Source organism: Lysinibacillus sp. NPDC093210, assembly GCF_044753985.1.
GTDB lineage: Bacteria > Bacillota > Bacilli > Bacillales_A > Planococcaceae > Lysinibacillus.
Genome location: NZ_JBIVOE010000006.1, coordinates 174,696 through 201,571, shown reverse-complemented (window position 1 = coordinate 201,571; position 26,876 = coordinate 174,696). Strand labels below are relative to the sequence as shown.

General features: G+C 32.9%; 40 protein-coding genes and 2 pseudogenes. 28 read left to right on the top strand and 14 right to left on the bottom strand.

Features of this window, described 5'->3' with window-relative positions; genetic code table 11:
- Nucleotides 1-193 precede the first annotated feature (193 nt).
- The 9 genes from ACIP9C_RS15720 to ACIP9C_RS15680 all read left to right on the top strand — a co-directional run bounded on the left by ACIP9C_RS15720 (nt 194) and on the right by ACIP9C_RS15680 (nt 4,870).
- On the top strand, nt 194-400 hold the full coding sequence (locus ACIP9C_RS15720) for a helix-turn-helix domain-containing protein (protein WP_401012109.1): 207 nt from the start codon (nt 194-196) through the stop codon (nt 398-400).
- A gap of 157 nt (nt 401-557) precedes the next feature.
- Nucleotides 558-1,358 (top strand): DnaD domain-containing protein, encoded by an 801-nt coding sequence (locus ACIP9C_RS15715; RefSeq protein WP_401012107.1) that lies wholly within the window; start codon nt 558-560, stop codon nt 1,356-1,358.
- On the top strand, nt 1,279-2,124 hold the full coding sequence (locus ACIP9C_RS15710) for a DnaA ATPase domain-containing protein (protein ID WP_401012106.1): 846 nt from the start codon (nt 1,279-1,281) through the stop codon (nt 2,122-2,124). The genes ACIP9C_RS15715 and ACIP9C_RS15710 overlap by 80 nt, the downstream gene beginning before the upstream one ends.
- Before the next feature lie 34 nt (nt 2,125-2,158).
- Nucleotides 2,159-2,551, top strand: a complete 393-nt coding sequence (locus tag ACIP9C_RS15705) for a protein kinase family protein (RefSeq protein ID WP_401012104.1) — start codon at nt 2,159-2,161, stop codon at nt 2,549-2,551.
- 12 nt (nt 2,552-2,563) lie between these two features.
- Complete coding sequence (locus tag ACIP9C_RS15700; RefSeq protein WP_401012102.1) at nt 2,564-2,755, top strand: hypothetical protein; 192 nt, start codon at nt 2,564-2,566, stop codon at nt 2,753-2,755.
- Nucleotides 2,748-2,972 carry a hypothetical protein gene (locus tag ACIP9C_RS15695; RefSeq protein WP_401012100.1) on the top strand — a complete coding sequence of 75 codons (225 nt, stop codon included), beginning with the start codon at nt 2,748-2,750 and terminating at the stop codon, nt 2,970-2,972. Before ACIP9C_RS15700 ends, ACIP9C_RS15695 begins: the two co-directional genes overlap by 8 nt.
- Entirely contained in the window at nt 2,954-3,142 is a 189-nt protein-coding gene (locus ACIP9C_RS15690) for a hypothetical protein (RefSeq protein WP_401012098.1), read from the top strand. The genes ACIP9C_RS15695 and ACIP9C_RS15690 overlap by 19 nt, the downstream gene beginning before the upstream one ends.
- A gap of 363 nt (nt 3,143-3,505) precedes the next feature.
- A complete protein-coding gene (locus ACIP9C_RS15685; RefSeq protein WP_401012096.1) occupies nt 3,506-4,321 on the top strand; it encodes a DNA adenine methylase in 816 nt (271 codons plus the stop codon).
- Between the two features lie 147 nt (nt 4,322-4,468).
- Nucleotides 4,469-4,870 carry a YhfM domain-containing protein gene (locus ACIP9C_RS15680; RefSeq protein WP_401012094.1) on the top strand — a complete coding sequence of 134 codons (402 nt, stop codon included), beginning with the start codon at nt 4,469-4,471 and terminating at the stop codon, nt 4,868-4,870.
- Nucleotides 4,871-4,909: 39 nt separating this feature from the next.
- Here the strand turns inward: ACIP9C_RS15680 and ACIP9C_RS15675 are convergent, their stop codons facing one another.
- The gene (locus ACIP9C_RS15675) at nt 4,910-5,146 is read right to left on the bottom strand and encodes a hypothetical protein (RefSeq protein ID WP_401012093.1); all 237 of its coding nucleotides are present in this window, start codon (nt 5,144-5,146) and stop codon (nt 4,910-4,912) included.
- Nucleotides 5,147-5,272: 126 nt separating this feature from the next.
- On the opposite strand from ACIP9C_RS15675, the gene ACIP9C_RS15670 reads away from it, so the two are divergent.
- Both ACIP9C_RS15670 and ACIP9C_RS15665 read left to right on the top strand, forming a co-directional pair.
- The gene (locus ACIP9C_RS15670) at nt 5,273-5,473 is read left to right on the top strand and encodes a hypothetical protein (RefSeq protein WP_401012091.1); all 201 of its coding nucleotides are present in this window, start codon (nt 5,273-5,275) and stop codon (nt 5,471-5,473) included.
- A gap of 46 nt (nt 5,474-5,519) precedes the next feature.
- Nucleotides 5,520-5,720: a LuxR C-terminal-related transcriptional regulator gene (locus ACIP9C_RS15665; protein WP_401012089.1), complete on the top strand. Its 201-nt coding sequence runs from the start codon at nt 5,520-5,522 to the stop codon at nt 5,718-5,720.
- Between the two features lie 66 nt (nt 5,721-5,786).
- Here ACIP9C_RS15665 and ACIP9C_RS15660 read toward each other — a convergent pair whose 3' ends face one another.
- Both ACIP9C_RS15660 and ACIP9C_RS15655 read right to left on the bottom strand, forming a co-directional pair.
- Nucleotides 5,787-6,410 (bottom strand): DUF3885 domain-containing protein, encoded by a 624-nt coding sequence (locus ACIP9C_RS15660; protein WP_401012087.1) that lies wholly within the window; start codon nt 6,408-6,410, stop codon nt 5,787-5,789.
- Nucleotides 6,411-6,440: 30 nt separating this feature from the next.
- The gene (locus ACIP9C_RS15655; RefSeq protein WP_401012085.1) at nt 6,441-7,238 is read right to left on the bottom strand and encodes a hypothetical protein; all 798 of its coding nucleotides are present in this window, start codon (nt 7,236-7,238) and stop codon (nt 6,441-6,443) included.
- A 532-nt stretch (nt 7,239-7,770) separates the two neighbouring features.
- Here ACIP9C_RS15655 and ACIP9C_RS15650 point away from each other — a divergent pair.
- The 4 genes from ACIP9C_RS15650 (at nt 7,771) to terS (ending at nt 10,085) form a co-directional block, all read left to right on the top strand.
- Nucleotides 7,771-8,133 (top strand): hypothetical protein, encoded by a 363-nt coding sequence (locus ACIP9C_RS15650; RefSeq protein ID WP_401012083.1) that lies wholly within the window; start codon nt 7,771-7,773, stop codon nt 8,131-8,133.
- 33 nt (nt 8,134-8,166) lie between these two features.
- Nucleotides 8,167-8,610, top strand: coding sequence for a hypothetical protein (locus ACIP9C_RS15645; RefSeq protein WP_401012081.1), 444 nt, complete (start codon nt 8,167-8,169; stop codon nt 8,608-8,610).
- A 343-nt stretch (nt 8,611-8,953) separates the two neighbouring features.
- Nucleotides 8,954-9,181, top strand: coding sequence for a DUF4177 domain-containing protein (locus ACIP9C_RS15640; protein WP_401012079.1), 228 nt, complete (start codon nt 8,954-8,956; stop codon nt 9,179-9,181).
- A 73-nt stretch (nt 9,182-9,254) separates the two neighbouring features.
- Nucleotides 9,255-10,085 carry a phage terminase small subunit gene (gene terS / locus ACIP9C_RS15635; RefSeq protein ID WP_401012078.1) on the top strand — a complete coding sequence of 277 codons (831 nt, stop codon included), beginning with the start codon at nt 9,255-9,257 and terminating at the stop codon, nt 10,083-10,085.
- Here the strand turns inward: terS and ACIP9C_RS15630 are convergent.
- On the bottom strand, nt 10,036-10,329 hold the full coding sequence (locus tag ACIP9C_RS15630; RefSeq protein ID WP_401012077.1) for a hypothetical protein: 294 nt from the start codon (nt 10,327-10,329) through the stop codon (nt 10,036-10,038). The genes terS and ACIP9C_RS15630 overlap by 50 nt on opposite strands.
- Nucleotides 10,330-10,371: 42 nt before the next feature.
- On the opposite strand from ACIP9C_RS15630, the pseudogene ACIP9C_RS15625 reads away from it, so the two are divergent.
- Nucleotides 10,372-10,875: pseudogene (locus tag ACIP9C_RS15625) on the top strand (terminase large subunit); the annotation flags it as partial.
- Nucleotides 10,876-11,114: 239 nt separating this feature from the next.
- A complete protein-coding gene (locus tag ACIP9C_RS15620) occupies nt 11,115-11,264 on the top strand; it encodes a hypothetical protein (protein WP_401012075.1) in 150 nt (49 codons plus the stop codon).
- Here ACIP9C_RS15620 and ACIP9C_RS15615 read toward each other — a convergent pair.
- Nucleotides 11,256-11,441 carry a hypothetical protein gene (locus ACIP9C_RS15615; RefSeq protein WP_401012073.1) on the bottom strand — a complete coding sequence of 62 codons (186 nt, stop codon included), beginning with the start codon at nt 11,439-11,441 and terminating at the stop codon, nt 11,256-11,258. The genes ACIP9C_RS15620 and ACIP9C_RS15615 overlap by 9 nt on opposite strands.
- Nucleotides 11,442-11,837: 396 nt before the next feature.
- On the opposite strand from ACIP9C_RS15615, the gene ACIP9C_RS15610 reads away from it, so the two are divergent.
- Together ACIP9C_RS15610 and ACIP9C_RS15605 are read left to right on the top strand one after the other, a co-directional pair.
- Nucleotides 11,838-12,302 carry a hypothetical protein gene (locus ACIP9C_RS15610; RefSeq protein ID WP_401012071.1) on the top strand — a complete coding sequence of 155 codons (465 nt, stop codon included), beginning with the start codon at nt 11,838-11,840 and terminating at the stop codon, nt 12,300-12,302.
- A gap of 586 nt (nt 12,303-12,888) precedes the next feature.
- On the top strand, nt 12,889-13,248 hold the full coding sequence (locus ACIP9C_RS15605; RefSeq protein WP_401012070.1) for a hypothetical protein: 360 nt from the start codon (nt 12,889-12,891) through the stop codon (nt 13,246-13,248).
- Nucleotides 13,249-13,481: 233 nt separating this feature from the next.
- Here the strand turns inward: ACIP9C_RS15605 and ACIP9C_RS15600 are convergent, their stop codons facing one another.
- A complete protein-coding gene (locus ACIP9C_RS15600) occupies nt 13,482-14,267 on the bottom strand; it encodes a hypothetical protein (protein WP_401012068.1) in 786 nt (261 codons plus the stop codon).
- A 606-nt stretch (nt 14,268-14,873) separates the two neighbouring features.
- Here ACIP9C_RS15600 and lepB point away from each other — a divergent pair.
- Nucleotides 14,874-15,436: pseudogene (lepB, locus tag ACIP9C_RS15595) on the top strand (signal peptidase I).
- Between the two features lie 206 nt (nt 15,437-15,642).
- Here the strand turns inward: lepB and ACIP9C_RS15590 are convergent.
- On the bottom strand, nt 15,643-15,993 hold the full coding sequence (locus tag ACIP9C_RS15590; RefSeq protein ID WP_401012066.1) for a helix-turn-helix domain-containing protein: 351 nt from the start codon (nt 15,991-15,993) through the stop codon (nt 15,643-15,645).
- A 25-nt stretch (nt 15,994-16,018) separates the two neighbouring features.
- Here ACIP9C_RS15590 and ACIP9C_RS15585 point away from each other — a divergent pair, with 25 nt between their 5' ends.
- The 6 genes from ACIP9C_RS15585 (at nt 16,019) to ACIP9C_RS15560 (ending at nt 20,375) form a co-directional block, all read left to right on the top strand.
- Entirely contained in the window at nt 16,019-16,177 is a 159-nt protein-coding gene (locus tag ACIP9C_RS15585; RefSeq protein WP_401012064.1) for a sigma factor-like helix-turn-helix DNA-binding protein, read from the top strand.
- Between the two features lie 472 nt (nt 16,178-16,649).
- The gene (locus tag ACIP9C_RS15580; RefSeq protein WP_401012063.1) at nt 16,650-17,237 is read left to right on the top strand and encodes a DUF3238 domain-containing protein; all 588 of its coding nucleotides are present in this window, start codon (nt 16,650-16,652) and stop codon (nt 17,235-17,237) included.
- 95 nt (nt 17,238-17,332) lie between these two features.
- Nucleotides 17,333-17,899 (top strand): sigma factor-like helix-turn-helix DNA-binding protein, encoded by a 567-nt coding sequence (locus ACIP9C_RS15575; protein WP_401012061.1) that lies wholly within the window; start codon nt 17,333-17,335, stop codon nt 17,897-17,899.
- On the top strand, nt 17,880-18,071 hold the full coding sequence (locus ACIP9C_RS15570) for a hypothetical protein (protein ID WP_401012059.1): 192 nt from the start codon (nt 17,880-17,882) through the stop codon (nt 18,069-18,071). The genes ACIP9C_RS15575 and ACIP9C_RS15570 overlap by 20 nt, the downstream gene beginning before the upstream one ends.
- Nucleotides 18,072-18,145: 74 nt before the next feature.
- Entirely contained in the window at nt 18,146-18,598 is a 453-nt protein-coding gene (locus ACIP9C_RS15565; RefSeq protein WP_401012057.1) for a hypothetical protein, read from the top strand.
- 700 nt (nt 18,599-19,298) lie between these two features.
- Nucleotides 19,299-20,375 (top strand): hypothetical protein, encoded by a 1,077-nt coding sequence (locus ACIP9C_RS15560; protein ID WP_401012055.1) that lies wholly within the window; start codon nt 19,299-19,301, stop codon nt 20,373-20,375.
- Nucleotides 20,376-20,436: 61 nt separating this feature from the next.
- On the opposite strand, the gene ACIP9C_RS15555 is transcribed toward ACIP9C_RS15560, so the two are convergent.
- The 6 genes from ACIP9C_RS15555 to ACIP9C_RS15530 all read right to left on the bottom strand — a co-directional run bounded on the left by ACIP9C_RS15555 (nt 20,437) and on the right by ACIP9C_RS15530 (nt 25,409).
- On the bottom strand, nt 20,437-21,582 hold the full coding sequence (locus tag ACIP9C_RS15555) for a tyrosine-type recombinase/integrase (protein WP_401012053.1): 1,146 nt from the start codon (nt 21,580-21,582) through the stop codon (nt 20,437-20,439).
- Between the two features lie 15 nt (nt 21,583-21,597).
- Nucleotides 21,598-21,954 carry a helix-turn-helix domain-containing protein gene (locus tag ACIP9C_RS15550; RefSeq protein WP_401012051.1) on the bottom strand — a complete coding sequence of 119 codons (357 nt, stop codon included), beginning with the start codon at nt 21,952-21,954 and terminating at the stop codon, nt 21,598-21,600.
- Nucleotides 21,955-22,008: 54 nt separating this feature from the next.
- On the bottom strand, nt 22,009-22,506 hold the full coding sequence (locus tag ACIP9C_RS15545) for an ImmA/IrrE family metallo-endopeptidase (protein WP_401012050.1): 498 nt from the start codon (nt 22,504-22,506) through the stop codon (nt 22,009-22,011).
- Nucleotides 22,507-22,583: 77 nt separating this feature from the next.
- Entirely contained in the window at nt 22,584-23,219 is a 636-nt protein-coding gene (locus ACIP9C_RS15540; protein ID WP_401012048.1) for a hypothetical protein, read from the bottom strand.
- 77 nt (nt 23,220-23,296) lie between these two features.
- Nucleotides 23,297-24,301, bottom strand: coding sequence for a Kiwa anti-phage protein KwaB-like domain-containing protein (locus ACIP9C_RS15535; RefSeq protein ID WP_401012046.1), 1,005 nt, complete (start codon nt 24,299-24,301; stop codon nt 23,297-23,299).
- Nucleotides 24,302-25,049: 748 nt separating this feature from the next.
- Nucleotides 25,050-25,409 carry a helix-turn-helix domain-containing protein gene (locus ACIP9C_RS15530; RefSeq protein WP_401012044.1) on the bottom strand — a complete coding sequence of 120 codons (360 nt, stop codon included), beginning with the start codon at nt 25,407-25,409 and terminating at the stop codon, nt 25,050-25,052.
- A 157-nt stretch (nt 25,410-25,566) separates the two neighbouring features.
- Here ACIP9C_RS15530 and ACIP9C_RS15525 point away from each other — a divergent pair, with 157 nt between their 5' ends.
- Nucleotides 25,567-25,776: a helix-turn-helix transcriptional regulator gene (locus tag ACIP9C_RS15525; protein WP_401012042.1), complete on the top strand. Its 210-nt coding sequence runs from the start codon at nt 25,567-25,569 to the stop codon at nt 25,774-25,776.
- 204 nt (nt 25,777-25,980) lie between these two features.
- On the opposite strand, the gene ACIP9C_RS15520 is transcribed toward ACIP9C_RS15525, so the two are convergent.
- On the bottom strand, nt 25,981-26,487 hold the full coding sequence (locus ACIP9C_RS15520) for a hypothetical protein (RefSeq protein ID WP_401012040.1): 507 nt from the start codon (nt 26,485-26,487) through the stop codon (nt 25,981-25,983).
- 81 nt (nt 26,488-26,568) lie between these two features.
- Between ACIP9C_RS15520 and ACIP9C_RS15515 the strand changes: the two genes are divergently transcribed.
- Nucleotides 26,569-26,808: a hypothetical protein gene (locus tag ACIP9C_RS15515; RefSeq protein ID WP_401012038.1), complete on the top strand. Its 240-nt coding sequence runs from the start codon at nt 26,569-26,571 to the stop codon at nt 26,806-26,808.
- The last annotated feature ends 68 nt before the right edge of the window (nt 26,809-26,876 follow it).

Below are 26,876 nucleotides of genomic sequence, written 5' to 3'. Positions count from 1 at the left end.
TCCAAAATGCAAGTTTGGACGTACACCAATAAGTCACGAATGTTGTTAAATCAATGTTTGTGACTTTTCATATAAACATTTTTATTCGGCTTAGTGTTGGAATATATGAAACGATATCCAGACTATCAAATCATTAAAATAAGCGGTAGTTTCGCAGTTTGTGAGCGAGAACAAGCATTTTTAGGAGGTAGCTATGATTAAAGTTCGATTCGCCATTTTATTGGCAGAACGTAGCCTAAAAATACGAGATATTCATCATTGGACAGGCATTCCTATGATTACACTTAGAAATCTGTATTATGGACGTTCGAACAGCATCAAAATAAACGATTTAAAAGTGATATGTAAGGTTTTGAAATGCGATGTAGGTGACATTCTACAATACGTTCAGGAGGGCTAATATGCTTGAACTATATAGGTTTAGAAGCGAATTAGTCGATGAACAGTAAAACTTGTCATTTCTTGCGCTTACCCGGGAAATTATTATTTATTTCCTAACTGAAATACCAAACTTCTAACAGCATTTTGTAACACTAAAAAAGGAGAGGCGAGGGCAAATGGGCATTATCCGAGTAGCTAAAAACAATAACTATGTAGTGATGAATCGTACAGCATTAAATGACAGCCGTCTATCTTGGAAAGCTAAAGGCATCATGGCTTATATGCTTTCTATGCCAGATGATTGGGTGTTTTATTTGGACGAATTGATTACGCATGCTACAGAAGGCAAAGATTCGTTCAAAAGCGGACTGAAAGAGCTTAAAGATAACGGCTATGTTGAGCGTAAACCAGTTAGAGATGAAAAAACGAAAAGGATCGTTGCTTGGGAGACAATTGTCCATGAAGCGCCTATCCAACAAGAGGAGAAACCACCAGTAGAAATGCCACCAGTGGAAAAGCCATTAGAGGAAAACCCACAAGTGGAAAAACCACTAGTGGAAAATCCGCCCCTACTAAGTATTGATAATAACCAAGTATTGAATAAACTAAATACTGATATTAACCAAGTACTGACTACAAACAAGCTGCATGCTCAAAAGCTATATGGGTTCTTTTTCAGTCGTCTGCAAAAGTTGCCTAGTAATAAGTTACGAGAAGATATTGATTACTATCTATCGACCTATCAAGATGCAAATCTAGTTATTGAAGCGTTTGAGCGAGCTCTAATAAATGGACGAGTCAGAAATAAAGAAAAATATGCTAATGGTACATTACGCAATTGGAGATATGAAGGCGTAACATCTATGCAACTATTAGCGAAAAAGGAGGCTCAACAACGTGCATCCAATACAGGAAGTACTAGCAAAGGCACAAGCAAAGTACCAAGCATTATTGGACGAAGAAGCAGCCTCGATTAATGACAAACAGTACGAATGTATGAAGTGCAAAGATGTAGGAGGATTATTTGAAATGAAAGTCGATGAAGATGAAGCAAGTATTACTTACGGTAAATCATTTCAAATTTGGGTTGATTGCGAATGCGAGAAAAATAGAATTGTTAGCAAGCTGATGAAGGCTAGTGAAATCACAGAAGAATTCAAAGCAATGACATTTGATAACTTTTTCACCAATGGAGCACCCAAGGTAGTACAAGACATGCACCTATTGGCTACTAAATACTATGCAGATTTTGAACAAATCCAAAAGTCAAAGCAAAACAGTATTGCCTATCTAGGTCAACCAGGATTAGGGAAAACACACTTACTTATAGCATTGGCGAACTTAATGATGACAGAGAAACATAAGTCAGTATTGTATTTTCCATTCGTTGAAGGCTTTGATGATTTACGGTCAGATTTCGAAAAGCTAGAGGCCAAGATGATCCGTATGAAGCAGGTCGATATTCTCTTTATCGATGATTTGTTTAAACCTGTTACAAAGCAAGTGAAAGATGGTCAAAGGATTAAAGTACCACAAGGGAGTGAGTGGGAAATTAAACAGCTTTATTCAGTTGTGAACTATCGTTATATGAATCATAAGCCAGTGTTTATAAGCAGCGAACTAACGTTTGACGAAATGATTGTTCAAATGGACGAAGGTCTCGGTACACGCTTTTATCAGATGTGTAAGCAGTTTTTTATTCATATCAATAAGGATTTAGGGTTGAATTATAGATTAAAGTGAGGGGCGCCTAGCCCCTTGATTGGAGGGCGAACAGATGAGATACAACAAATCTATCGATTGTGGTTGTGGTCATAAAGTTAATCTAGACGACTTCTTAAATCTTGTCAGGAACGAAGCCTTAGACGATGGTGAAATAAGCGATTTACAGGAAGAAATAACGTGTGATGTATGTAATGCCATTTATCAAGTAAGTGCAAGTGCTTATGTACATGTCGATGTTTCACTCGAAAGAGTCGAATTATTAAGCCAAGGCGTTGTGTTGAATGGTGAAACAGTAAGTTTAGATCAATTTGGCATTGGTGAAGAAGTTGCTTTGCCAGATGGCGAATACCAAGCTGGTAACATGGTTTACAAGATTAATGGTGGAGTAGTTTGCAACATTTACAATGCCCAAATCGATGAAAATCAATTAGCTTTGGCTATTTAGGAGGGAGAATGGATGAAGAATGATTATAAACAAATTTTAGCCAAAGTTCGTGAGGCGAGATGTGAGTGGGAACTAAACAAACTCATGAATGAGCTTGAAGAATTCAACAAACAAAATTACAAAACTGCTGCTATCGATATCGCTTTAGAAACTGGTGACCGCAAGGCTTTTAATAGATTGGTGGTGTGTGAAACAAATGACTAAAAATTTCACATGGTATGCACCAAATGGAGAACTGTTGAAATGCCCTGTTCCTGGCTGTCATCACATTGGGACCATCATTACAAAAAAACATTGCTGGCTAGAGCATGGCATGACGAGAGATGAGGTTGGTAAAAAGTATGGGAAGCCTAAGCGCATTTTGACATATAGCAAGAATCAAATTAAAGCGAGGGGTGCGGAATGGGTGAACAATACTTAATCGATCAGTTGGTGTTACACATTGGCCTCTACAAAAAATATCAGTACAAAGAAAACGAGATTGGCTTTTATCAGAACCTAGAAGCTTTACGCGTGCTGAAAGGGTTGAGCACACAGGACGAGGCTTTGGATTATGCTATTGCAGTTACTGAAGAGGTGAAGGCTTCATGAGACTGGGTAATGTTACGAATAGATCATGTCTGAGAGAATATTAAAACTTACCGGTTAGATTCTGTTCTTTCGCTTCTTACCAGTTTCAACACCTATTTCAAAAATAAAGAGGACCATAAGAAAGAAAAATACAATTTTTATATTAGGGTTAGCCGTCCAAAAGCCTAAATAATACAGGAACACAAGGATGATTGATAATAGAGTTTTAACAATCTTTAGAGTCATCCTAAAACCTCCTAACATTTGGAATTGTTGTTTATAAAATAATAGCATAGTTAGGACATTTATAGAACATTGTATTGATTCATTTACTGCACAGTTTGAGGATTAAGCGAAAAATGTGCAATAACAGGAGGTGATTATTTGAAGCGAGTTTTAAATTATGTCGGTTCTAAGTGGAATCTGGCTAGATGGATTGTAAACCAAATGCCCGAGCATGAGGTGTATCTTGAGCCATTTTTCGGAAGTGGTGCTGTCTTATTCAATAAGCCAGCTGGGCGTATCGAAACAATAAATGATTTAGATGGCAAAATCGTCAATCTATTTAAAGTCATTCGCGACAAACCTGAACAACTAGCCCAACAAATTCAACTTACGCCCTATTCAAGACAAGAATACAACGAATCATTTACAGCATTGAAGGGTGAATTAAATGCGTTAGAAAGAGCTAGGGTATTCTTAGTTCGTTGTTGGATGTCTAGGGGAGGGAAAACAAGTGATCGTACAGGATGGCGTCATAACGTAGATTCTACAACATTTAGTGCCCTACCTGATTGGCGTAAGCTACCAGTTATCGTTTTAGAAGCAACAGAGCGATTACAGAATGTACAAATTGAAAATTTAGATGCTGCAACTCTGATACGCCGTTATAACAAAGAGGATTGTTTGATATACAGTGATCCACCGTATTTATTGAGCACACGTACAAAACGACACTATGCTTATGAAATGACAAACGAGCAACATGAAACTTTATTAATGGCTCTAAATCAACATCGAGGATTTGCCATGATTAGTGGCTACAACAACAATATGTACAATGATATTTTACAAGGTTGGACAAGGATTTCGAAGATGGCCACAACCGAAGCTGCAAAAGAAAAATGCGAAAGTTTATGGCTCAATCCTCAAATAATTGAGCGTGGGTATATACAACAATCGTTTTTTGAGAAGGTGTAGGAGGGCAGATATGAATGATCTGAAGAATGTTTAGATTATTGAATGATTTATAAAAAATGTCAGTAAATAAAAGTTTCGGCAGTTTGTAACTGTTTAATGGATTTTAAGTCTAATCTATTAAACAAATAGTGAGAGGTCTGGAATCTAATGAAAAAAAAGTTTATAATATTCGTTTTGTTGTTTCTTGTCGGTTGTAATAATGAAGAGATGAAAACTTTTGAGTTTGCAGATGAAATTCAAAAAATAATTGTGATTGGACAAGGAACAAATGCTAAGTTAGATAAACAAGAAGTTGAAAATGCCACTCAAATAAAACTTTTTGAAGATGCAATGCAAGATGCCACTATATTATCACAACCTCATACAGATGAAGGTCCTTTATATAAGCTTGAAGTGGTATACGATGATAACTCGAAAGAAATCATTGATATATGGTATTACGCGAGTGCAAATACAGGAAGCTTTTATATGAATGAGAGGTATTCTTTGAATGAAGAAGCCGTTCCAGCATTAATTGAACTTTTGGAGTCTTATAAAGAAGAAAAATGATTTACTGAACAATATGAGGAAAATAAGAAGAAAGAGCGACTATAATATCGCCCTAAAAAATTCATAAAACCCCATATTCATAGGGATTGCCCATATAAAGAAACTAAGTAGGGCAATGGGGCCAATAAAGAAATTATAAATCTTTGTCGGCAAGATTTTTCCGAATAACGTTTTGTAGATTGCTACACAAACTACCATTACAAGCGGTAGTAATATCATTGGCGGTATAAAAAATAAAAGACTTCCACCAAGTGATATTCCTGAAAATATATCCATTGAATTACCTCATTATGTATTTTGTGTAAATTATAACATAAAAAAGCCGCAGCGTTGTCACACACTACAGCCCGTCCTCTTAATCCTTATTCTTATCTGCATTATAACACATAGGAGGGCGGAACTATGTTAAAAGAGAAACCTTTAGAATTAACACCAGATACTTTAGATTCTATAATTAGGGACTATCATTGGATGTTTAATGTTATTAAAGAAATGCGTGATGAATTGATTGTAGGGGCAAAAACTGCTCAATACGGAATTGAGGCTACATTACCAAAAGCAACAGGTCATGTAGGTGATCCAATTTTGCAGGAGGCTAATTAGACGTTCGAAAAATATTAAACGTGTTGCGGATTACGAGAGAAAGCTATTGGAGGTCCAATATCTAATTGAAAAAGTCGATGGGGATAGAGAGGTACAAGTTCTGAACTGGATGCTAGACGGTAAATCTCAACGTTGGATAGGTCAACACATGGCATTATCAGCTACTAGTATTAAACGTATTAAGGATAATATTGTAAAACAGATGATTGCTTCGCTGGGAGTAATCCATTCCGAGAGAAGAAAATGAAGGATGTTTTAAAAAAAGAGTGTTAATCTTTTGGATTAACACTCTTTGTATAGTTTATGCAATATATTATGGTTTGGATTGAATATTCCACTCTTTAAAGTAATCTAATAGTTCGTTATGAAACTCCATATCTGTATTTAAGATTTCACAGCCACTATCATCATAAAGATGGAAAATGCATTTTGTATTAGTATTCACTAAAAAGACATCAGGAGCATAAATACTATGTTTTCTTTTTAGTCGAGGATTTTGAGATAAAAAGTCCTCATGAATACATGTTTTTAGCAGTAATTCTAATTTTAAATCCAAGGCTTTACAATATAATTCCATTTGTTGAACCGAAATCTTATCTTCATCGAATAACCAAGTATATTCTTGGAGTAGTAATGAATACTTTTTCTTTTGATTCTTTACATATCTTTTAAAAAAGTTTGGATGTACAGTATTTTTTGTTTCATCAGGGTATGAATTTACAACAACAATGACATCATCTGTTTTTTTAAACAACAAAGCTAAAATTTCAGATACTTGTTTATACTCTATATGAAATCTAGGTAAATTATGTTTTTCATAATTTTGATGATTATCATTACCTAACTCAATATGAATACCTGTTTCCCAATTATGATAAAAATCTGGCGATAATGTTAATCCTTTATAATTTTCTTCCATAAATTTTTTTAATTGCAAATAGAGTCACCTTTTTTCCATATTATTTTATTATTCATCAATGACGTTACCATTCTTATCTAGTGAAGCAGTTCTTTCACTAGCACCTTTTTTCCATACTTTCCATGCTTTTTTCTCACCATTATATCCTATATGACCTGCTGTATCTTTTTCCAGGCGCCATTTCCCATTAGTGAATGGTGGACTAGAGGTTGTTTGCTCAGCTGTTTTTCCATGTTTATTTTTAAACTTTCCTAAATCAACCTGCATGTCACCTGATTTTAAATCATTTGGAATTTTATCAGCAGCCTTCTCAGCGGCTTTTTTTGAAAAATAAACGGAAACTTGGTTATAAAGCCATGAACCAGCCATAATTACAGCACCGCCGATAATAATAGCACCAGTAACAGTTATTGTCACTTGCCCAATACCCGGAATAGCATAGATACCTGCTGCCGCAGCAATAGCATAGCTTTGAATTAAATCATTTCCTGAATATCCAACTGTACCAAGTGAATCAGGGTGATTCGGATTTAAATATGATTCTGGAATATAAATAATTTCTTCTTCAGAGTAATAATTCGGGTCCAAAAGTTCTTTGGGAATATCATTAATACTTTCAAAATCTTCTAGACTTAAAGAAGATGGATTTAGTTTTATATTACTTTCTATTAATTCATTAATAAGTTGACCTTGGTTTAACTCTTCAACTTGTGAACTTGAAAACTCTGGTTTTTCATCGTCTGTAGTTGCTGCGCTCACAGGAGATGGGGTTGCTGCAGAAATCGTACTTAATAGTAGTGCGCTACTTACTACACTAGTTATTCCCTTTAAATATTTTTTGTTCATAATAATCACTCCAATATTACATTTTTGTTAGTAATTACTAACATTTGTATATTATTTCATTATACAATTTTCTTCTCAAGTAACTTTTTTACTATCTCACAAAATGTTACTTTAGTATAATAATGGAGTAATTGGAAATTTCTATTTATCGAGTAGTTTAAATATATTTTGATTGGTATGGCTATAAATTGATTGTTTATGGTTATGTTAAAATTTATTGCTAATAGAATATATATTTAGTTTGTTCATACTAAATATAACTAAACAATAAACAATATGAGGATATGTTACAGATGTGAAAGACGTTACAAACGTTACATTCGTTATACATTAGGTATTTAAAAATTTATCTTGTAAAATCGGAGGTAGGTTCGGTGCGGTAATGGTTCTCTCCATTGGTATTTATGAAATACAAATATTAAGGACAGACAAATCGACGAACGACCTGGCTTGTCGGATTAGTCCGGAGCGCGACATACATGGCCGGCCTATATTTTTTATAGCAAGTGCCTCACCAGCCCTTTGTGGCATTATGAGTGCGGGGAACGATCCAGAGATTATTGAAATTTTAGATTCTGATGACACTTCCGAAACATTGGATGATCTCGAAATTACACCTAGATGTTCAGGCACTCAAATGTGGGAAGCAATTCGTGGTTTAGCGACATTTACAAATTCAACTAATAAAGTTAATAATTATACAAACACTGGCGGTGCAGCGAGGGCAGCAGAGCATTTTAATAAGATGCCAGGCACAACAGTGATTCAAAGCCCAACAACGAAAACAAAAACTAGTGATGGTAGGACAGTTACCATGTATAATTCTACCTCAACAGGTCAAGTTACACTTAGCTATCCTAATGGAACTTTTACTGATAAAGTAAGATATTATTAGCATTGTTTTTAAGCGAGAATAAGGGGGAACTATATGTGCGCTCGTAGACTTCATATTTGGCAACCAGTTACATGTTTACAAAGAGCCCAAATCGTAAATGCTCATTTCAATTATTCTGACTTAGGTCTATGCTTAACATTAATTGATATAAACGGATCTGAAGTTGATATTATTTATGATAAAAATTCTCCAATTCAAGATTATGTTTGGTCTTTCCGATACACAGGAGAAATTCCTAGGTCAGATTTAGTGCCACTGGTCCATGATGCAATTGAACAAGAGACAGTTATCGATAAATCTGCAGAGTGGTTTTATAAAATGAGTACTTCAGATTATATTGAGTGGTTTGATCAATTACCGTGGTTAGGAAGTAAAGAGATTCCAAATGTAGAGCATCATCTATATTGTTATAATGATGGCATTTTTGAAGTGATTAGTGATTATGAACCACGTTTTGTTTTAAGAATTAAAGCATAAGTAAGATTAATTGTAAGAAGCATCCGATTTGGATGCTTTTTTATTATAAAAACATAAGTTACGAAAACTTAGTCAATTCATTTGCATTAATAACATGGTGTAGCTCTACCACGGTTGCTAGAAGTGAGCTAACTCGGCAGTTTTACCATAATAAAAAATAATAGACGAGTGCAAAAAGCCTTCTTCCAGCGCAGGGATGGGGGTTTTAATTATGCTTTGAAAACTGCATCAAACAGCCAAAACACTTTGTGATGAGAAGGTAGAGTTTGGTGTGGTTTTGAGAGCAAAAAGTTATAACACATTTTCCATCCTTTAGTTTATGATTGGGTGGGAGGTGAGTGTAGTGAAAAAATGGGAATATAAAACGATGTATTGGGATGAAATTATCGCAAGTGTACACGATTCAGATGATTTCGATCAGATGTTAAATGAATATGGTCATGATGGATGGGAAGTTGCTTCGATGACCCACCAAGTAACTAGCTCTGCGCTTACAGAGAATAACGGACTTAGTTCTGTGAAAACTAATTCTATCGTGATCGTTTTTAAAAGAGAATATAAAAAAGATTAACCATAGAAAAGATGCTCAATTACTCAATTGAGTGTCTTTTTATTTGTTCTGCTGGAGGTGGTGGTTATGAGAGATGGCTAATTGGGATGAAATTAAAAATGAGTGGGAAACCACAAAGATTACACTTGCTGTTCTTGCTGAAAAACATGATATAAAGCTTGGTACATTAAAGAGTCGAAAGAGCCGTGAAAAATGGTCGAGGGATGCAACAGAAAAGGATGCAACCAAAACACAAAAGGTTGCAACTATTTCTAGTGGAGATGCAACCGACAACGAGATAGAGACAGAAAGTAGAAACCGTGGTGCACCAATAGGAAACAACAATGCAAAAGGAAATAAAGGTAATACAAACGCTTCGCCTCCGAAACGAAACACAAATGCACTAAAGCATGGCTTCTTTCAAAAGTACCTACCCGAAGAAACACTCGAAATCATGGAGGCAATGAACGATCGTTCTCCAGCCGCCCTAATCTGGGATCAAATACAAATCCAGTATGTTGCTATCATTCGAGCTCAACGTATTATGCAAGTTGAATCAAAAGAAGAAATCATAAAAGAGCTCAAGCGAGAGAGGGTGCAAGGTGGTAAAAATCCTACGCACGAAACTGAATACAACTTCCAATTTGCATGGGAGCGACAGGCGCAACTACTCACTGCTCAATCGAGAGCAATCGGGGAGTTGCGTTCTTCTATTCGTCAGTTTGTGGAGATGGCTGATGTTGATGATGAGCGTAGACTTAAACTAGAGCAGATGCAGCTGAATATTGATAAAACGAAATTGGAGATTGAAAAGCTTGGTTCAAATCAACAAAATGAACCTATAGAAATTCAAATTGTCAGCAAAAAAAGCAACCTTAATTGGCTGCTTTTTTGTCGTTTTGTTCAATACCAAGGGCCTCTTTAAGTGAAGCTTGAAGTATCTGTGAAAAATTTAATCCGGCATCTTCAGCTGCGTCTCTTAACCAGCGAGGTAATGTACAGTTTTTTGTTACAGCTTTATTTACAGCCTGATTACGAAATGGGGGCATGTAAACGTCAATAAAGATAATGCGATCTGATTCTGCATGCAAAACGATATCTGCAGGATTTGATGGATTGGGCAGAGATGTTTCATTTTCTTCTAATTCAAGGATACGAAAAGCTAACATATCTTTCGCTTTTTGGATACCTTCTGTAATATCGTCAGCTAAAATAGCTGTTCCAGCAACCTTTTCTTACCTGAAAGTTATATCGAGCAGCTAGATGAGTTGGCTCTATACGATCCTGATTTACATAGGATTGCACGTAATGGACGCTTTGGTGTAAATGGTCAATTAGTGCTTCCGCAATTTGAAACGAAGCCCCATGAACAGGTAATGGATGAAATAGCGTTTATACGAAAACCAATTCGAAAAAACGGGATGGACTTTGGTTTTGTTGATTCTTACAATGCTGTTTTGCGGATGGTAGTGGACCATGATAAAAAGTGGTTGTATATCTATGAAGAGTATTACAAGAGGGGTATGACGGATGACAAAACAGCTGACGAACTTGAAGCGTTAGGTCTTAAGAAGTCAATTATTAAAGCGGATAACGCAGAGCCTAAAACAATTGCCTACTTCAAACAAAGAGGCTTTCGTATGTATCCATGTAAGAAGCTAACACGTGTAGAGAATACAAAGAAGATGAAACGTTTCAAACGAATCATTTGCTCTACATGGATGACACGTACCAAAAGAAATTAGCAGTTCGTATAGATGCTTACATGGAGGATTTAGGACTAACGTATAGGCAGGCGTTTAACAAAGCTTACAAAGAAGTAAAGCCACCAAATGTGACGATACCTTATGTCAGTTATAACGAGTGGAGAAAGAAATTTAGCAGGGAAGTGTAGTCTTACGAAGTGCTAGAAGCAGATGCAATATAAAAATCAAAAAATTAAAGGAGTAGAAAAATGGAATCTAAATCAATAAATGAAATGTCAGTAGAAGAAATACTCCGCCAACAACTAGTATTGTTAGCGGAGCGATCTCAATCAGCGCTTGATGAGGAACTAGCCCGATTGACAAATTCAATGATAGAAATAGCAAATTACTTAGAATGAGAATTTTTTCCCTTTCTTATTTTCTTTCATTCTCTGTGTAATTTCATAATAGACTTCATCGTATTTATCAACTAATTGAGATGGTGTTAAATTAGAAATATCTTGTTTCTCTAGATAAAGCATTGTCAAAGCTGCAGTTTTAGTAGAAGGGAAAGAACTTAGTTTTACATCACTCATTATTTACACCTCCTTCCTCCTGTACAATATTCGATAGAGAGGAGGGAAAGCCTTTAGTAAAGTTTTGATGGTGTTGGGAGAAAACTCTATTAATTTAGTATTCGAGATTTATGTAATACATTTGTTTGTATAAGCATCATTAATTTAGTTCTCAAAATAAAGCTTGAAAAAAATCACCTCGTTAGTTTTTCTTAGAGGTGATTTTATTATTGGTTATTTATGTTAAAATTGAATTGGTTTTGAAGTTTTGTTTAAATGTTATTCAACAATCGGGCCATATTGTTGAATAACATGCTTTTAAGAAGTGTTGCCAAACGAAGGATTGGTAACTATCTAAATTGTAGGTGACATTATTTAGTATAATATTTATAAAATAACATTATAAGGAGGAATAGTATGAGCCTTTATCGTTATTTTGCTTCAAAAAACCCCTTACCTACTATTCAAAGAAAATCCCTAGAGGAAGATTTCTTATTATATAAAAGTGTCGCAGTTGAAGCAAATTTTAAAAAATTAAATATAACTTTCGAGGAATATCATTTTGGTTTACGGGGACAGTTTGAAATTCTTCCTTGTAGAAAAAATCCACCTATAGCAGCAGGAGGGCAAATTCAAAAGCCTTATATTTATAAGGTGAGGGGGACTGTAAATGAAACAACTTTTATGCAACTCGTTGACTATATTAAGGAACATGTTGAAGAACAAAATCGCGTGGAGTTTTGGTCAATATGGCACGGTGATAAAGTGCCTTCTAAAAACATGCATCGAATAAATCCGCAGCAAATAACAATTGAAGATTTACATTTCTTAAATGAAAGTGAAAATAGCTGTATTAAATTTTTTCCTAAAAATAATAAGTAAAGTTACCAAACGAGGGTTTAAATGAACTTACGGTTATTGCATGGTCTAAGTAGTGATTAGGTAAATTTTAAAACTAAAAAGAAATTCAATCTTATATTTTTTACTAATTACTTTTGGGAGGTGTTGTGAGTGTGGAGATAATACTGCTAATCCTTATAGTATATGGGGTTTTAATTTGGACCTATTTCAACCCAGAAAAAAGTTTAATACAGGGAAGGCGTGGGATGTACAAAGAAGAACCTCAATTAACTGAAAGTGCAATTCGTAATACAAAAGCGAAAGCCTTAATCAGTATTATCGTGATAACGCTAATTATTATTATTTTTATAATTACATAAATTTTGAATAATTAATAAAACTTATACCATAATCTGGCGCGATTCTGTAATAAGGATCAGCGGTCGTTTTCATTAAAGGGCCAGATTGTAGTATAACTCTCAACAAGAAATATTTGGATATTTATGTTAAGGTTTAATTAAGTTTGTGAAGCAAAGTACTTAAACTAACGGGACTGTTTAGTTTAAGAAGCGGGTACTTTTTGTAGGGCGTCGAATTAATTTCTAGAAAAGTAAAGGAGGAGGGTGGCATGAAAAATAAGAATAAAAAATTATTGATTTACTTATTTTCAATCGTGGTCATAATGATTATTTCTTTTGGTATTTATCAATATTCGACTCATTTTTCAACTCGTGATGAAGCAATTGAAAAATATATAACAACTGTGTTTGAAAATGATTCTACACAGTTAATAGATGTTGTTGAAACAGAAATTTCTAATACTTATTATTTGCTATTAAGAACAAATGGTTCAGATGTTATTAATACGACATCAAACGTGAAAATCCAAAATAACATATTTGGTTGGCAAGTCACTGCTGGGTACGAAAGTGCGAATGTAGATTTTAGTAAACATCTAATAGATAGAGAAACTAAAACATTAAAATAATTGTGTGAAGGATGTCAATTACTGAATTTAAGGCTACGTAAAGAGAGAGAAGCTCTTAGATTTATCCAAATACAAAAATCAGATTTATTATGATTCTTTTTAAGGTTAATAATGTAAAAAACACCCAAACATTGCTTTGGGGAGATTTTTTATTCAACTAACGAAGCAAAGTGTTGAAGAAGAATGAATATTTAATATAACAGCCTTATCAAGTTATTTGATAAGGCAAAGGTTCACTTTTTTTTAGATTTTTCATGTTCATTTCTTTGTTTTTGCTGTAACCAATAATCTGGTGGTTCATACTCAATTAAAGAATAATCAAGTTCAGCTCCATCCGTTGCTAGTTGAACTAATAAATACTTCTCTATATTACTTGGGTTTATATCACTTGTTTTAATGCTAATAACATCAACTCCATTTCGTTTAGGTGTTCCAACAACAACAATTTGATTCCCTTTTGTATAAACATCTGTGATATTTGTTTGAAATACAACTATATACAGGTCAAGGTCTGTTTCATTTATTTCAGTAGGAAAAGCTATACCCACATTCTGCTGAAAATTTAATTCAGCAGAAATTCCAATGGCGTAAAAAGGAAATATGCGGTGTTGAGCATAATGGATTCTAGAGGGAACGTAACTCCATCTCCCACCCCCATATGTGCTATGCCATTGTTCTTCGTATATTGGTCTAATATAGTCTGGCTCCCTAACTATTACATTGAATGGAATTTTTGTTCCTTCTTTTATTGCTACTGGAATGGGAAGGTCATCAGTAGGAAAATGCTGCTCTGCCCCTTTATCAAAGGGAAAGGGTGAATCAAGAATAGTGGTGGGTTTAGGTGGTTCGAGGCTATCTAAACGTTGTTCCAATTCCTGAATTTGTTTGTGTTTACTTTGATCACTATTCGTTTGAGAAGAGGGTAACTCAATCGAGTTTACATTTATGGACTTACTGTAAACAAACAAGTATAAAATAATTGAAAAACAAATAATATAACTAATCTTAGTTTTTAACATATTTTAGTCACCTCACCATATTATCTGTTTTTATGAGGATGTTATGCGTAAGATTAGTCGTTCAACTAACGGGTGCATAGTGCAATAAGGATTTATATCGTATATATAAATAAACCTAATAACGTCCCAAATAAAAGTTAGGGAATCAAACCACGCTGTGAGAAGGTTTTTAAAGAAATCTATTGAAGTGTTCTAGAGATACTTATTAAACTATCGAGATAGGTGAAATATTGTAAAAGGGAGTGAGTTTTATAAAAAGAGATGAGAGAGAAAGAGATAAAGATTTACCCTGGATTCCAGAAAGGAACATGGTAACTGGATTTACTTTCAGAGGATTTTTTATACTCATAATCCTTATAATCATTGGAAGTTTAATAAAATATTTATTTTTTTAACTTCTAGCATAAAGTATGCAAAATAAATCTAATATACGTTCCAAAATGAAAGCTTAGACGTACACCAAAAAATCACGAATGTTGTTAAATCAACGTTTGTGACTTTTCATATGCGCATTAATTATTCAGCTTTTTATGCAGAGAGCAGTTTGACTGGCTTAGAAAAAATGGTTTATAATTGATTTAATGGTAATTAAAGGAGTTTTTAGTTTTGAAGGAATCTAAGAAAAAGGAATTATTAGACTGGGTTAAGTCTACAGTAATAACGTGTGTTATTGTTATCGCTACGATGACATTTATTGTTTCCCCAACTAGAGTAGGTGGTGCTTCAATGATGCCAACATATGAAGATGGAGACTTCGTTTTAGTAAATAAAATTGGTAAGAAAATTTCTGGTATTGAAAGATTTGATGTTATCTTATTCATAACCCCTAATGATGAGCTTTATATTAAACGTGTCATAGGATTACCAGGAGACCTATTGCTTATGAGAATGACACCCTTTATGTAAACAATGAAGCCTTGGAAGAACCATATTTAGATTTGCATAAAAAACAACTACTAGACACTGGTAGACTAACAAAAGATTTCACTTTACAGTCTTTAACAGATCATTCAACGATACCAGAAGGCTACTTATTTGTTTTAGGTGATAACAGGAGAAACAGTATTGATAGTAGATATACTAATGTGGGATTAGTACCATTGGATAAAGTATTAGGGAAAGCCAACGTTAGATTTTATCCATTTGACAGTGTAGGTATTGTTAAATAATTCGTTTATCAGAGAGCCTATAATTACAATAACGGATATTTAGTGTTACAACGATTTATAAAGAATACAAAACAAACCTAATAAACGTTACAAATCACAGGTTGGACGTACACCAAAAAGTCACGAATGTTGTTAAATCAACGTTTGTGACTTTTCTTGTGACATTTTTTATTCAGAGAGCAATTTGACTGGTTAAATTTTGATTATTAATTTTCATGTTTTAAAATTTCCCAAATATCACGTAATCTCTGAACTGCCTCTTCTTTCGAATATGGAAGTTCTTTGTAAAACTTCTGGAGTTCTGGATTGTTAGCAAAGGCTTGAAAGTCTGCATCTTCTTCTTGAGGAGTAAGGTTTTGTTTTTCTGTACGACCAAGAAGGTAATCAATTGAAACATCAAAAAAATCAGCAAATCTTTCTAATGTTTCGAAATCAGGTTCACGTGAACCTTGTTCATAATTTGCGATTTGACCTCTAGAGAGGTTCATTAATTCAGCCAGTTTATACTGACTTAAATTTTTTTCTTTTCTTAGTTTAGCTAAATTTTGTCCGAACATTTAGTTCACCTCACAATTAGATATAATGCCAGAAAAGGAGGTTGAATTTATTAAATATAGGTATTTTAACGATTGGACTATTGTTAAGATTGCTAGGAAGATGAATTATAGTCAGCAAATGATATATGTCATTAGTAAAAATGCATTGAATAAAATTTATCACGGCATTAGTCACTTATTATAAAGTTCTAAAAGAATTTTAGATTATTGAAAAGATAAAAATTAGTTTATGTTTTACACCACTTCACCTATGACATTCATAAAATCAAAAAATTATCAAAAAACGAACATTGACTATGACCAGGTTCACTTTAAAGTGATAGCCTGGTCTTTTTTTAGTAGAGGGGGTAAAACAGAATAAATTAATATAATGCTTAAGTTTTTTACTTAATGTCTTAGGTTTTATGTATTGCTAGATAAATTGTTAGTTAAAATAAAAAACCAGGCACGGTTATAGTACCTGGTTATTCTATTAGTTAGAGATATTTAGAAGGAATATGAAAATTTTTAGAAATTTATTTCTTTGACGTTAAAAGCTATATAAATAATTGAAAAATATTATTAAATAAATTATTTCTAAGGTTGTAATTTTTAAAAAATATTCCCTTTTTAATATGAGGTGAAATAGACCTTATAATTTTTAAGGAGGAATATATATGGCAAATTTAGAATTAAGATTACGCACTTTTATTCCATATGATAAGGTGCATTTCAGTAATACTTCAGGCGGTGGAGGTTCAACTTACTATGGAGGTGATAATCGTAGTGAGCAATGGGAAGGATCTTACCGTACGTTACAAAGATTTGTAATTGATACTTCAAAAAAGGATTATTCGGTTCAAAGTTTTAGAGATACAGGAGTAACTAAACAACTTTTGTATCTAAATGGTAAATTAATAAAGACTAATGAAAAAAAAGCTCCGGTTACTGGTATTACTTATACTAAACGAGTAGTTAATGATAATCTTTATCTTGATTGTCAATTAGATTCAACTATCCCGTTTGTACCATATGCTCCAGCTGTTAACTATGATTTCACAATTAAAGTCACACGAGCAGGTAGTGTGCGTATTACAGGAAGACATGATGGATTCCCTGCTTATGAGTTTTGGCGCAAGCTAGATGGAAAATCTCCACAATTAGTTTATTTACATGACCCACGTAAAACTGGTCATACAGTTAATGCACTGTTCCCACCAATGGATATTACAGATGTGAATCAAGGACTTTCTTTTGACGCATAAAAGTTATAAGCAATTAGAAAAAGGCCATAGCATTTCGCTATGGCTTAATTTTTTTCTCACAAAAAGAACGTGCGTTCCTTTGAGAGGGGGATAATATGAGTTTTCATTTTAATTTTGAAATGTTAAATAGTTCATTGTTTAAAAACTTTTTAAAGAATCACAGTAATAATAAATTATTCACTGATTATCTATGTAATTCAACTGATGAAAACAAGGATTTATTAGATAAAGCATTTAAAAAGTATGTTAAAAAGGCGATAGCAGTATCTTATCTTAAGAAGGTCATTCATTATGAATCACGTAGATTTGATAAGAATATTCGAAAAAAAGATAATAAGGAACTATTAATTCTAGACGAATTAAACTCGCTAATAATCGCTTCTTTAAAAGATATTGAAGCAGAAAATAAATTAAATCAAATCGAAGTGGGTTATAGGAATGGTTGTATTACTAACCAATTATTAGGCAAAGCAATTTATACTCTATCTGAACGTCAACAAAAAATACTTTATTTCTATTATGTATTAAATCTCAGCGATATAGAAATAGCGGCAATATTCGATGTGTCACAACAAGCAATTTCAAAAAGTCGTAAACATATCATTTCAAAGTTAAGAAGAGTATATGTAGGGAGGCAGTTCAATGAAGACAAAAAATTTTGATGAGCAAGAAATAGAAGAAATACTTAAAATCATTGAACCTATGGTGAATTATGCCTTATTGCAAACCAGTCCGAAGTATAGGGAAGAGTTAAAACAACATTTATTTGAAATGGCTCTTAAATACTTAGCTAAGGTTCAATTTAAAGAACCAAAAAGTCTATTTTTTGATTAATAGAATTTTTTTCTAAAACGAAAATATTTTATAATAAATATTGACAACTATATTTCCATAAAGGAGGGTTAGTTTTGAAAATTAAATGTGTTCTGAAGGGGATTTTTATAGGTATTGTTAGCTCACTTTTTATACCATACTTTTTTTCTAGTGTAAGCGAATCTTTAGCAGGTGGTCGAATGAGTTACTGGGGTGAGAGTTGGTTATATATAGCCTTGTCTATTCCTATGATTATATCCATGGCCATAATGGGATATTATCTATCTAGTCAAAATAATGTCCAAAATAAAAAAATGTGGTGGATTAGCCTTTTTGTTACTTTAATTGTTAGCTTATTTACTGGAACGCTGGGTATTTTAATTAGTGAAATGATATTACGTGGTAATTTAAATACTATTAATCTTGAAGGATCGTTGATATGGGGTGTCATTTACAGTATTGTGCTCTTACCGATAACTGTACCTTTGGGCAAGTTTATTTTAAGTTCATTGTATTTGTGGATTCAAAAAAATAAAGTAATGATTTAAAGAATATATGGGAGTTACTACTTTCCATGTTTCAAATTTCTAGCCATAATTTTTTGTTTTCATATTTCTTCTGGTTGCCGAACCACTTAGTAGGAATTGCAAAACTAAATTGCTAGGGCAATTTTGTTACAAGGCGTTTAAATTACTAACCTGCTTTTTACACCAAATATATGATATACAAATAAATCAAAAAATATCAAAATCAAGCATTAGCTATGATATTAATAAATGAATAAAAATAAATCGAAAAGTATAAATAAAAACTGCTTAAGTCATTTTTTTACACCTAAAAAAAGCAACCAAAGCAACAAAAAAGCAACCAAAAATCTGAATGTAGGTGAATATCGGTGAAATCGAAACATTATACAAGTGTGAAAAACCTTGCTATAATGGGCTTTGTGATTACATATGAAAGAGGGTAAAAGCATGAACGCTTACGACGAATGTATGCGTTCATGCTTTTTCTGTGTCTTGATATAGCAGGGTTTGTAGGGGTTTTTTGAGTTTGGTTTTTTGGAAAAAGTCACGGAAAGTAAACATTTATTCTTGGTTTTTCTGTCCAAGTTAAACAAATGAAATTAAAGATATTTTATAAAATTTCTATAAATATAAGTTGCTGTAATCGATACTAAAAGATGAGTGTCGATTTTTTTATGTATAATAATTGTAATAAATGTTTTTTTAGGAAAGGAATATACATATGAGAGAAATAAATTCATTGTGTAAAGATATAATTAATTTAGGTGATTCAAATAGTCAGGAAATTAATTCAGTAGCTTTTATTTCATTAAAACGTGCTTTGCAATCATATTTTTCCACGTATAAAAGTATTTCTTTGTTTGGTCGAACAGTATTAAAAGATTGTTCAAAAGAGGATTTTACAAGAATTCCAAATAGAGATTATATTGAACAATATTCTGAAACTATAGTGCATTTCCAACACTTTTTTGAACTAGTTTGCAAGGACATCTTAAGAAAAGAGCATGAACTTTTAGTTTTAAGAATTGATAATAAACATGACGTGCTTTACAGACTTTTGCAACAAGAAAATGTTGCTCCATCTGAATTAGAAGGAATAAAGACTATTGATGTTGGTGTAGCAATTGATAGACTCTGTACTTTGATTAAAGAAAACTTTCTTGATACGACTTATAGTTTTTTTGCCGAAGTAAATAATAGTCATGCGTTAAAAGCGTTAAATCGACTAAGAAATGAAATTTGGCATAAGGGCAGTTTTGTTATGCAATACAATTCACTTGATTTATTTGTCGGGGGATACATTTTGCCTTTAGTAGAAAAAATAATTAATACCCCAGCGTATTTTGAAAATATACCATTTTGGAAGTATCACAAACTTTCTTTAGAAATTGATCCGATAAGTGAAATTATTCAAGAATGTAATTTGAATACTCCCTCAATAGAAAAAATTGCTTTCTTAAAAGAATTAGGACGTGCAGCATATAACAACCCTTTACCTAAAAATCATTCCGCTTTCAGAAATAGAGTTGTCGGTCGTGCTATCAATTCTGCAAGTTATGAATTATTTCAACCATATGAACTGAAGGATTTTGTTGAAAAATGCCCAGTATGTGGAGTGGATTCATTAGTGAAATATATCCATACTGAAACCTATGAAGATAATAATGGGCGTAATTATAATTATAGTTACGTTGAATATATTAAATGTCAATGTTGCAATTTTGAGTTACATGATGGGGGGATGGAAAATCTACTGAAATTCGGTTATGAATTACCTAATTATTGGAGTGTATTCTGATTCAATAAAAATTAAGAGATATTACATTAAATCTTGTAATATCTCATTTCCTAATTATTTATTAGCCCAACAACTCCGTAAACTTATCGTGCATCTTCTCAGTAGCAGCAACCCGCATCCCAGAAGTAACATGCAAATAAATCTTTGTAGTAGTATCAGAATTCTTATGTCCAACTCGATTCATAATAAAATTCAAATCCACCCCAGCCTCTGCCAGTAGACTAATATGTGTATGGCGGAGGATGTAGGTGCGGAATTGTTTGTTAATGTCGGTTAGTGCGCCGATGCGTCGGACGGTTTGGTTGAGCATTTTGACGGTAGGGGGGATGCCCTCCTTATCACCAAATACAAAGTCGGACTTAGTCCATTCGCGATATTCACGCCATTGGTAAAGCTGCTTCAATTTCTCCACGACAATATCATCAATTTCGACGGAGCGGACGCTGCCTGCTGTTTTTGGGGGAGTGAGCTCGAAGTCACCCCTTAAACTTTTCTTTGCATACACTGTTTTGTTGATGTGTATGACTTTCTTCTCTAAATCGACATCCTCAAAATTTAACGCAACAGCTTCGCCTGGTCGCATTCCTGTAAAAGCGATTACGTAGATCAACGTGCGATATATAATATTACGATGTTTGTCCACATAACTTAATAATTCCTTCAGTTCATTTGTTTCTAAATAAAGTTTTGCTGTATCCTCACTGCTAGCTTCCTCTAACGTCATTTTCTTCTTTGGCACAAAAGTTGCCTCTACAGGGTTCATTTCAATCAATCCAGATTCTTTGGCATAGGCAAATAACATTTTGGCTGTATTATGAGTGCCACGCAGCGTATTATAGGCTGTTCCATTAGCAAATAAATGATTGAGTAAACTCTGTAATTCGATAGACGTGATTGCGGTCATTTTCTTTTTGGCCAAGTATCGATTGAGTAGGGTGATGCAGTAGGCACGATGTTCGTTGGTTGTTTCCTTATTGCCTTTCATACGGTAAAGCTTTAACCAATCTTGGCTGAATTCTTCAAACGTTATCTTCGCATCAAAGTAATAGGCTTTGTTTAATTCAGCTATAGCTTTTTCAACTCTTTCACGTGCTTCCGTTTTACTTTTACCACGTCGTGTGATTTGACGGCGTTTGCCAGTGGCTGGATTACGTGGACCTTCACCAGTGCACCGCCAAGTTGTCTTATTAATTTGAACGAAATGCATTAGTTGTCACCACCTTTATGAAAGTACTTCCCAAATTATTTTTAGTTTCTCGACGTCTCTCTCATTACAGTAGGGAAGAGACTTGTACCATTGCTGTAATGAGGGGTTGTGGGGAAAAGGTTCTTTTAATGCAGGATTATAAGTAGGGTCATCGGACAAACCTGCAACCTCAATTAGGTTTATGTAATCATATTGATAGGCTGTGGCAATGCGTTGCAATGTTTCTGGCGTAGGTTTTATCGCATTGCCAGTACGACGATCCGTTCCTCTTTCAAGCATAGCCAAGTAAGAAAACGTAATATCCATACGTTTTGCTGCATCACGTAAAGACTCATCACCACGTAGTTCCTTTAATAACTCACCTAAACTCAAAATCGTTCACCTTCATTTCATTTGTTTTGAATGCATATACCATTCTGCTTCCAACTATAAAATAGAGTTATCGTTCTGCCTATTCCAATTCAGCATAAGTAACTTTTTACTGCGATACTGCTCCAATCGTTTGAATGCAAAGTCATATTCCACATTAAATAGCCGTTGTACATTCTCGACAGTCAGTTCAGTAGGCTCTAGTTCATCCAACATAAAAGAGGGGACACAGGCATGGTACATAAAGTTATTTGCCTTATATTCTTGGTATTCACGGAAGAGGGGATACATATAGAATTGATCCCCAGAATGTAGTAATACATGTGCTAACTCATGACAAAATTCTTGCCACTGTTGTTGCATGCTACTAGATTGGTTTAAAAATATGAAAGGTTGATTGTTGGCGAATAAAGCTTGGCTAGAATCTGACCAGAAAAAAACTTTGATTCCAATTCTTTCTGAAATTACTTGAAAATCCAGAAAGGCAGGGATGGTAATACCCATTCTTATGTATAAATCTTTGATGTAATCTTCCAGATGATTGTTGCAAAACATAATAGCACCTCATTACTATTTAAAGAACGTATGTTCTTTTTTGTGTACATTAAAACCCCGCTATTTTAGTAGAGGGGCTATAGGTAATAATATATAAATACAAACAACAAGCCGAGAACTGATAAAATGAAAAGTAAAATTTTCCTGAAATAAGTCTCTAATTCGCCAACATAGATAATAAATTTATTATTTATTTCTATTATATTACTTGATTTGTCAAAATCCTGGATATCAAGAGGTCGGAAAGTTAATAATACAAGGTTACTTTTTCCTAGTGTAGATGTATTATAAATATTGAAAAATAAGTATACAAGAATATTAGAAGTTAAATTTTCTGTTCGATACAAAAATATATTTAACAATATGAATAATACAGCAAGTTCCACTATTAAATAGCTTAAATTTTCGGTAGTGCTTAATGAAAATGTAAAAAAAGGTAGGAGGAAAAAAGCGAAAAAATCTCCCATTGTATTTTTTCCTAATTCTTCACAATTAATATTGATATCTTCTGTGAATTTTTTATGATGTTTCCAAAATATAAGTAATAAAATGAGTAAAATATTTATGGCAACAGATATTAATAAAGTGATTTTAAGAAAAAATTCTAAAGAAGAATCATTTGCTTTGGCTCGCAAAAGCAAAATAAATATTAATGGTAACTCTGCTGCTAACAGGTAAAAACTATAAAAGAAAAATTTAATTAGCTGTTTCAATATCATCACCTTTCTTTTATAAGTTTATATGTTGTATTTAAATTATACACTAAAACAAACGTTCGTTCTAATTTATGTTATTTATTCGTTGTAGTTACTTTGTTCTTCGGTTTTGTTGATTTCTTTTTATTCTTCCGCGTTATTGTTTCTCTCGAAGGATACATAATAAAAGTATTAGCTAAATTAAATCCAGTTCTATCCGATAGAAGTCTCACTAATATTTTGATTCCTTCTTCATCTAATATGTGAAAATTATTTTGAGTAGAATCATAATTAAAATGAACTTCATATTCTGTAGTTATTTTTTGAATATCAGCAGCATTACTTTTTACAAATTTTAAGACAGCATTTGGATCTTTATCGATTTTAGTAAGGGCATTAAAAAATCTATACTTACCAAAGGAAGTCTTATAAGATGACATGTTAGAAATTATAGCAGACTTTTCTAGCATTTCTATTACATCATTTACATACGTCGTTAAGTGTTGTTTATACTGGAAAATTTCAATAAAACCTTTGTAATCTATTACATAAATATCTTCATTTATAAAGATACAAGTTGGAAATGGGTTAAAAAGATAGATATCATCAATATTCACTATATTGAAATCATCGTTACCATTAAATTTGAAAGCCTTTTTTTTGTTTGGTACACCAATACGATCTTGCCTAGAAAAAATTAGAACATTATTACCTGAATTAGTTTTAAAGTGACTTATTATAAACTTTAAATTAGTAGGGGTAGGGATTTTAGTGGCTGTTGTGATTGAATTATTGGATCCAATTATAGTGCCAGTTGTAATTTTAAAAACGTCTAAAATTTCTTTAGAGAATTTTAAACCATCCTTATCTTTAGGTGGGAAAATATATACCTTGTCATCAATCTCTTTTTCAGTTTCGAAAGTATCTAGGGGTAACTCGTATTTATCTGCTACATTACTTTTTAAATCTTTAAGGAAATTACTATCTAAATTTGCACTATGCATAAATAATTGTTCTTTATTTGGTGAGTAGCTCATTAAATAGTGGGCTTGTAAATCGGTAAGCATGTCAAAATCCTTTGGTAGTTTATCTTTAAACATAACTGTACTGGCCTCCATTGAAATACATTTAGTGGTGTTGAATTAAATATAAAACTCGAATTAAGTATGAAGAATATTAATTAGAAAAAATATTTTTCATTAATTTAGAGAAATTAGTCTTATTGACTTGCGTAAATATAACTAGATAACCAACAAAAAAATTTATGTAAGACTCGCATATTTATCTTCTGAATGGTTTTACATTAGCCCTGCCAACTACGTTGGTTATATAAATTTAAAATATCTTACTTAGTTAATCCAAATCTACTTCTCAAAACTTAGGCAACTCCTTTTTTATCTTCTCCTTAAAATTTCCCTTTTTATAAACTGTATTTAACCTTTTGTCCTCGTGCTTTTCATATTACTTAAATGCAAGTTTTTTGGCGCTGACTTCTATGTAGTAATTATAATTATTAAGGACATGTCTTTAATAATTATAATTAAATGTAGTATAAGCAATTATTCATCCACTTTACGCAACCCATTTAGATAAAAATCATGTCTTCAATTATTTAATTTTAAAGCTCTAACCACTTAACAAACATTCAAAACACTATTTTTTTATATACAATACAGCTTATTTAGTTTTTTAATGAAAATCAGTAAACCAGAAATTGAAACACTAGAATTTTTCTGAAACAATATTTGGTAGTTGAAAATTAATTAATCTCTACTCAATTTTTAATTATTTAACTTTAAAAAAAAAGAAAAAAATAAAATTGTTTTTTCATTGTAATTCGTTAGTTGCTTAAATCTCTCCACTATCCTTTAAAATCTCCCACATCTTACGTAACTTCTGTAAATCCTCTTCACGGCTCTTAGGTAACTCTTTATACCATTTTTCAAGAGATGGGTCATTAACGAATGCTTGGAATTCTGCTTCTTCTTTTTCTTGTGGAGTAAGTGCTTGTTTATTTGTACGACCCAGTAGGTAGTCTGTACTGACTTCGAAAAAATCGGCAAGTCTTTGTAAAGTATCAGTATCAGGAGAACGATTCCCACTTTCGTAACCTGATATTGAAACGTGAGTAACATTTATTTTTTCAGCTAATTGTCTTTGAGTTAATTTTTTTCCAATGCGTAAAGCTTTTAAACGAGTACTTAGCATGCTCTCACTCCTTGATAACATTATAGTTTAACTAATCGTTAAACGGAATAGATTTGACCAAAGAAAATAGAATTTAACTAAAAGATAAAAATGTGGTTGATTTTAACTCTGTGTTAAATTATTATGTATTTAACACCAAGTTAAATGAGGTGATGAAGTGAACTTAAATAAATTAAAAGTATTACGTGAGAGAAAGCGTATTTCCTATCAGTCAATGGCGAATATGTTGGATGTTTCATTTCAGTATTACTGGATGATTGAAAATGGAAAACGTGGACTTTCATATGAAATGGCAGTCAAAATAGCGAAGGTATTGGATACAACGCCAGACTATATTTTTTTAGACAGTAATTTAACCAATGGTTAAATAGTTGAGGAGGTAGGAAGTTTGTGAAGGAGCATGATAAAACCAAGATAAGTGTACATGAAAAGGAGGCCTCTGCTAGAACAGAGGCTGAGCTAATATTATTGCTTTATGTTATCGAACAAGGTATGCAGTCATTATTGCTTAGAGACAAATACCTTCGAATATTAATAGCCACTCAAACAGCAATACTCCTATATCTGTTGATTAAATGAATTTATCTATGATGGAATCGATTATTTCTCTTATTTCTGTCGCATAGGCAGAAATTATGATAGTTGCTATCCAACCGAAAATGCTAAGGATGAAAGTTGTGTAGCGTTTGAATGAATGGTTGAGTAGAAATGAAAAAATTGAAGCAGGTAAATAGAAAATATCTTTTACTGCATATTTTGGATTGAAATATTTTTTCATTAAATATGAATTACGATCAAAAGTTTCTATTAATTTTATATAGGTGTTAAATAACTTTTCCTCATTTTTGAAATCTTTATATGAAGGAGAGCGAAAGCGAACACTACCAATTAATTCATTGCTTAAAGAACGATTTTTAGCGATTAATTCAAAAGCTAATAATCTTTCTTCTTCTGTTTCCTTAGCTTTATATGCGTCATAAAGACTAATAAGATAGTTTAATTTGATATTTTCCCGTAGCTTTTTTATAGGTCTTCTTAAGTAAAAGAAAGCAATTAGAAGTATTCCTATTATTTTCATAAGACTTCACCACCTTTCACTGTCATTATTCGACAGTGAGGTTAGTAAATCCTACAACTAAATTGAAAGGAGGTGAGAAAGATGCGTAAACAAACTTTCAAAGAGTACTTGTTACGAAAGTACCCACCAAATGTAAGGAGTTTGGAAGAGGCATATTCTTCTAACGTTTGGAACGATTGTACTTTAGAAGAAGCGATAGAAATGTCTAATAAAGTGATTGAGCTTTTTAAAGGAGTAAACATGACGTACACAGATGCATACGCCATGCTTGGGTTCATTCGTATGGATTTAGACTATCGCTCTGAGCGCGTGAAGTTCTAGTCATTCGCATAGTAATAAAGCCTTGTAAATTTTATAGATTCACAGAAAGGTAGAATTCAAATGCTGAA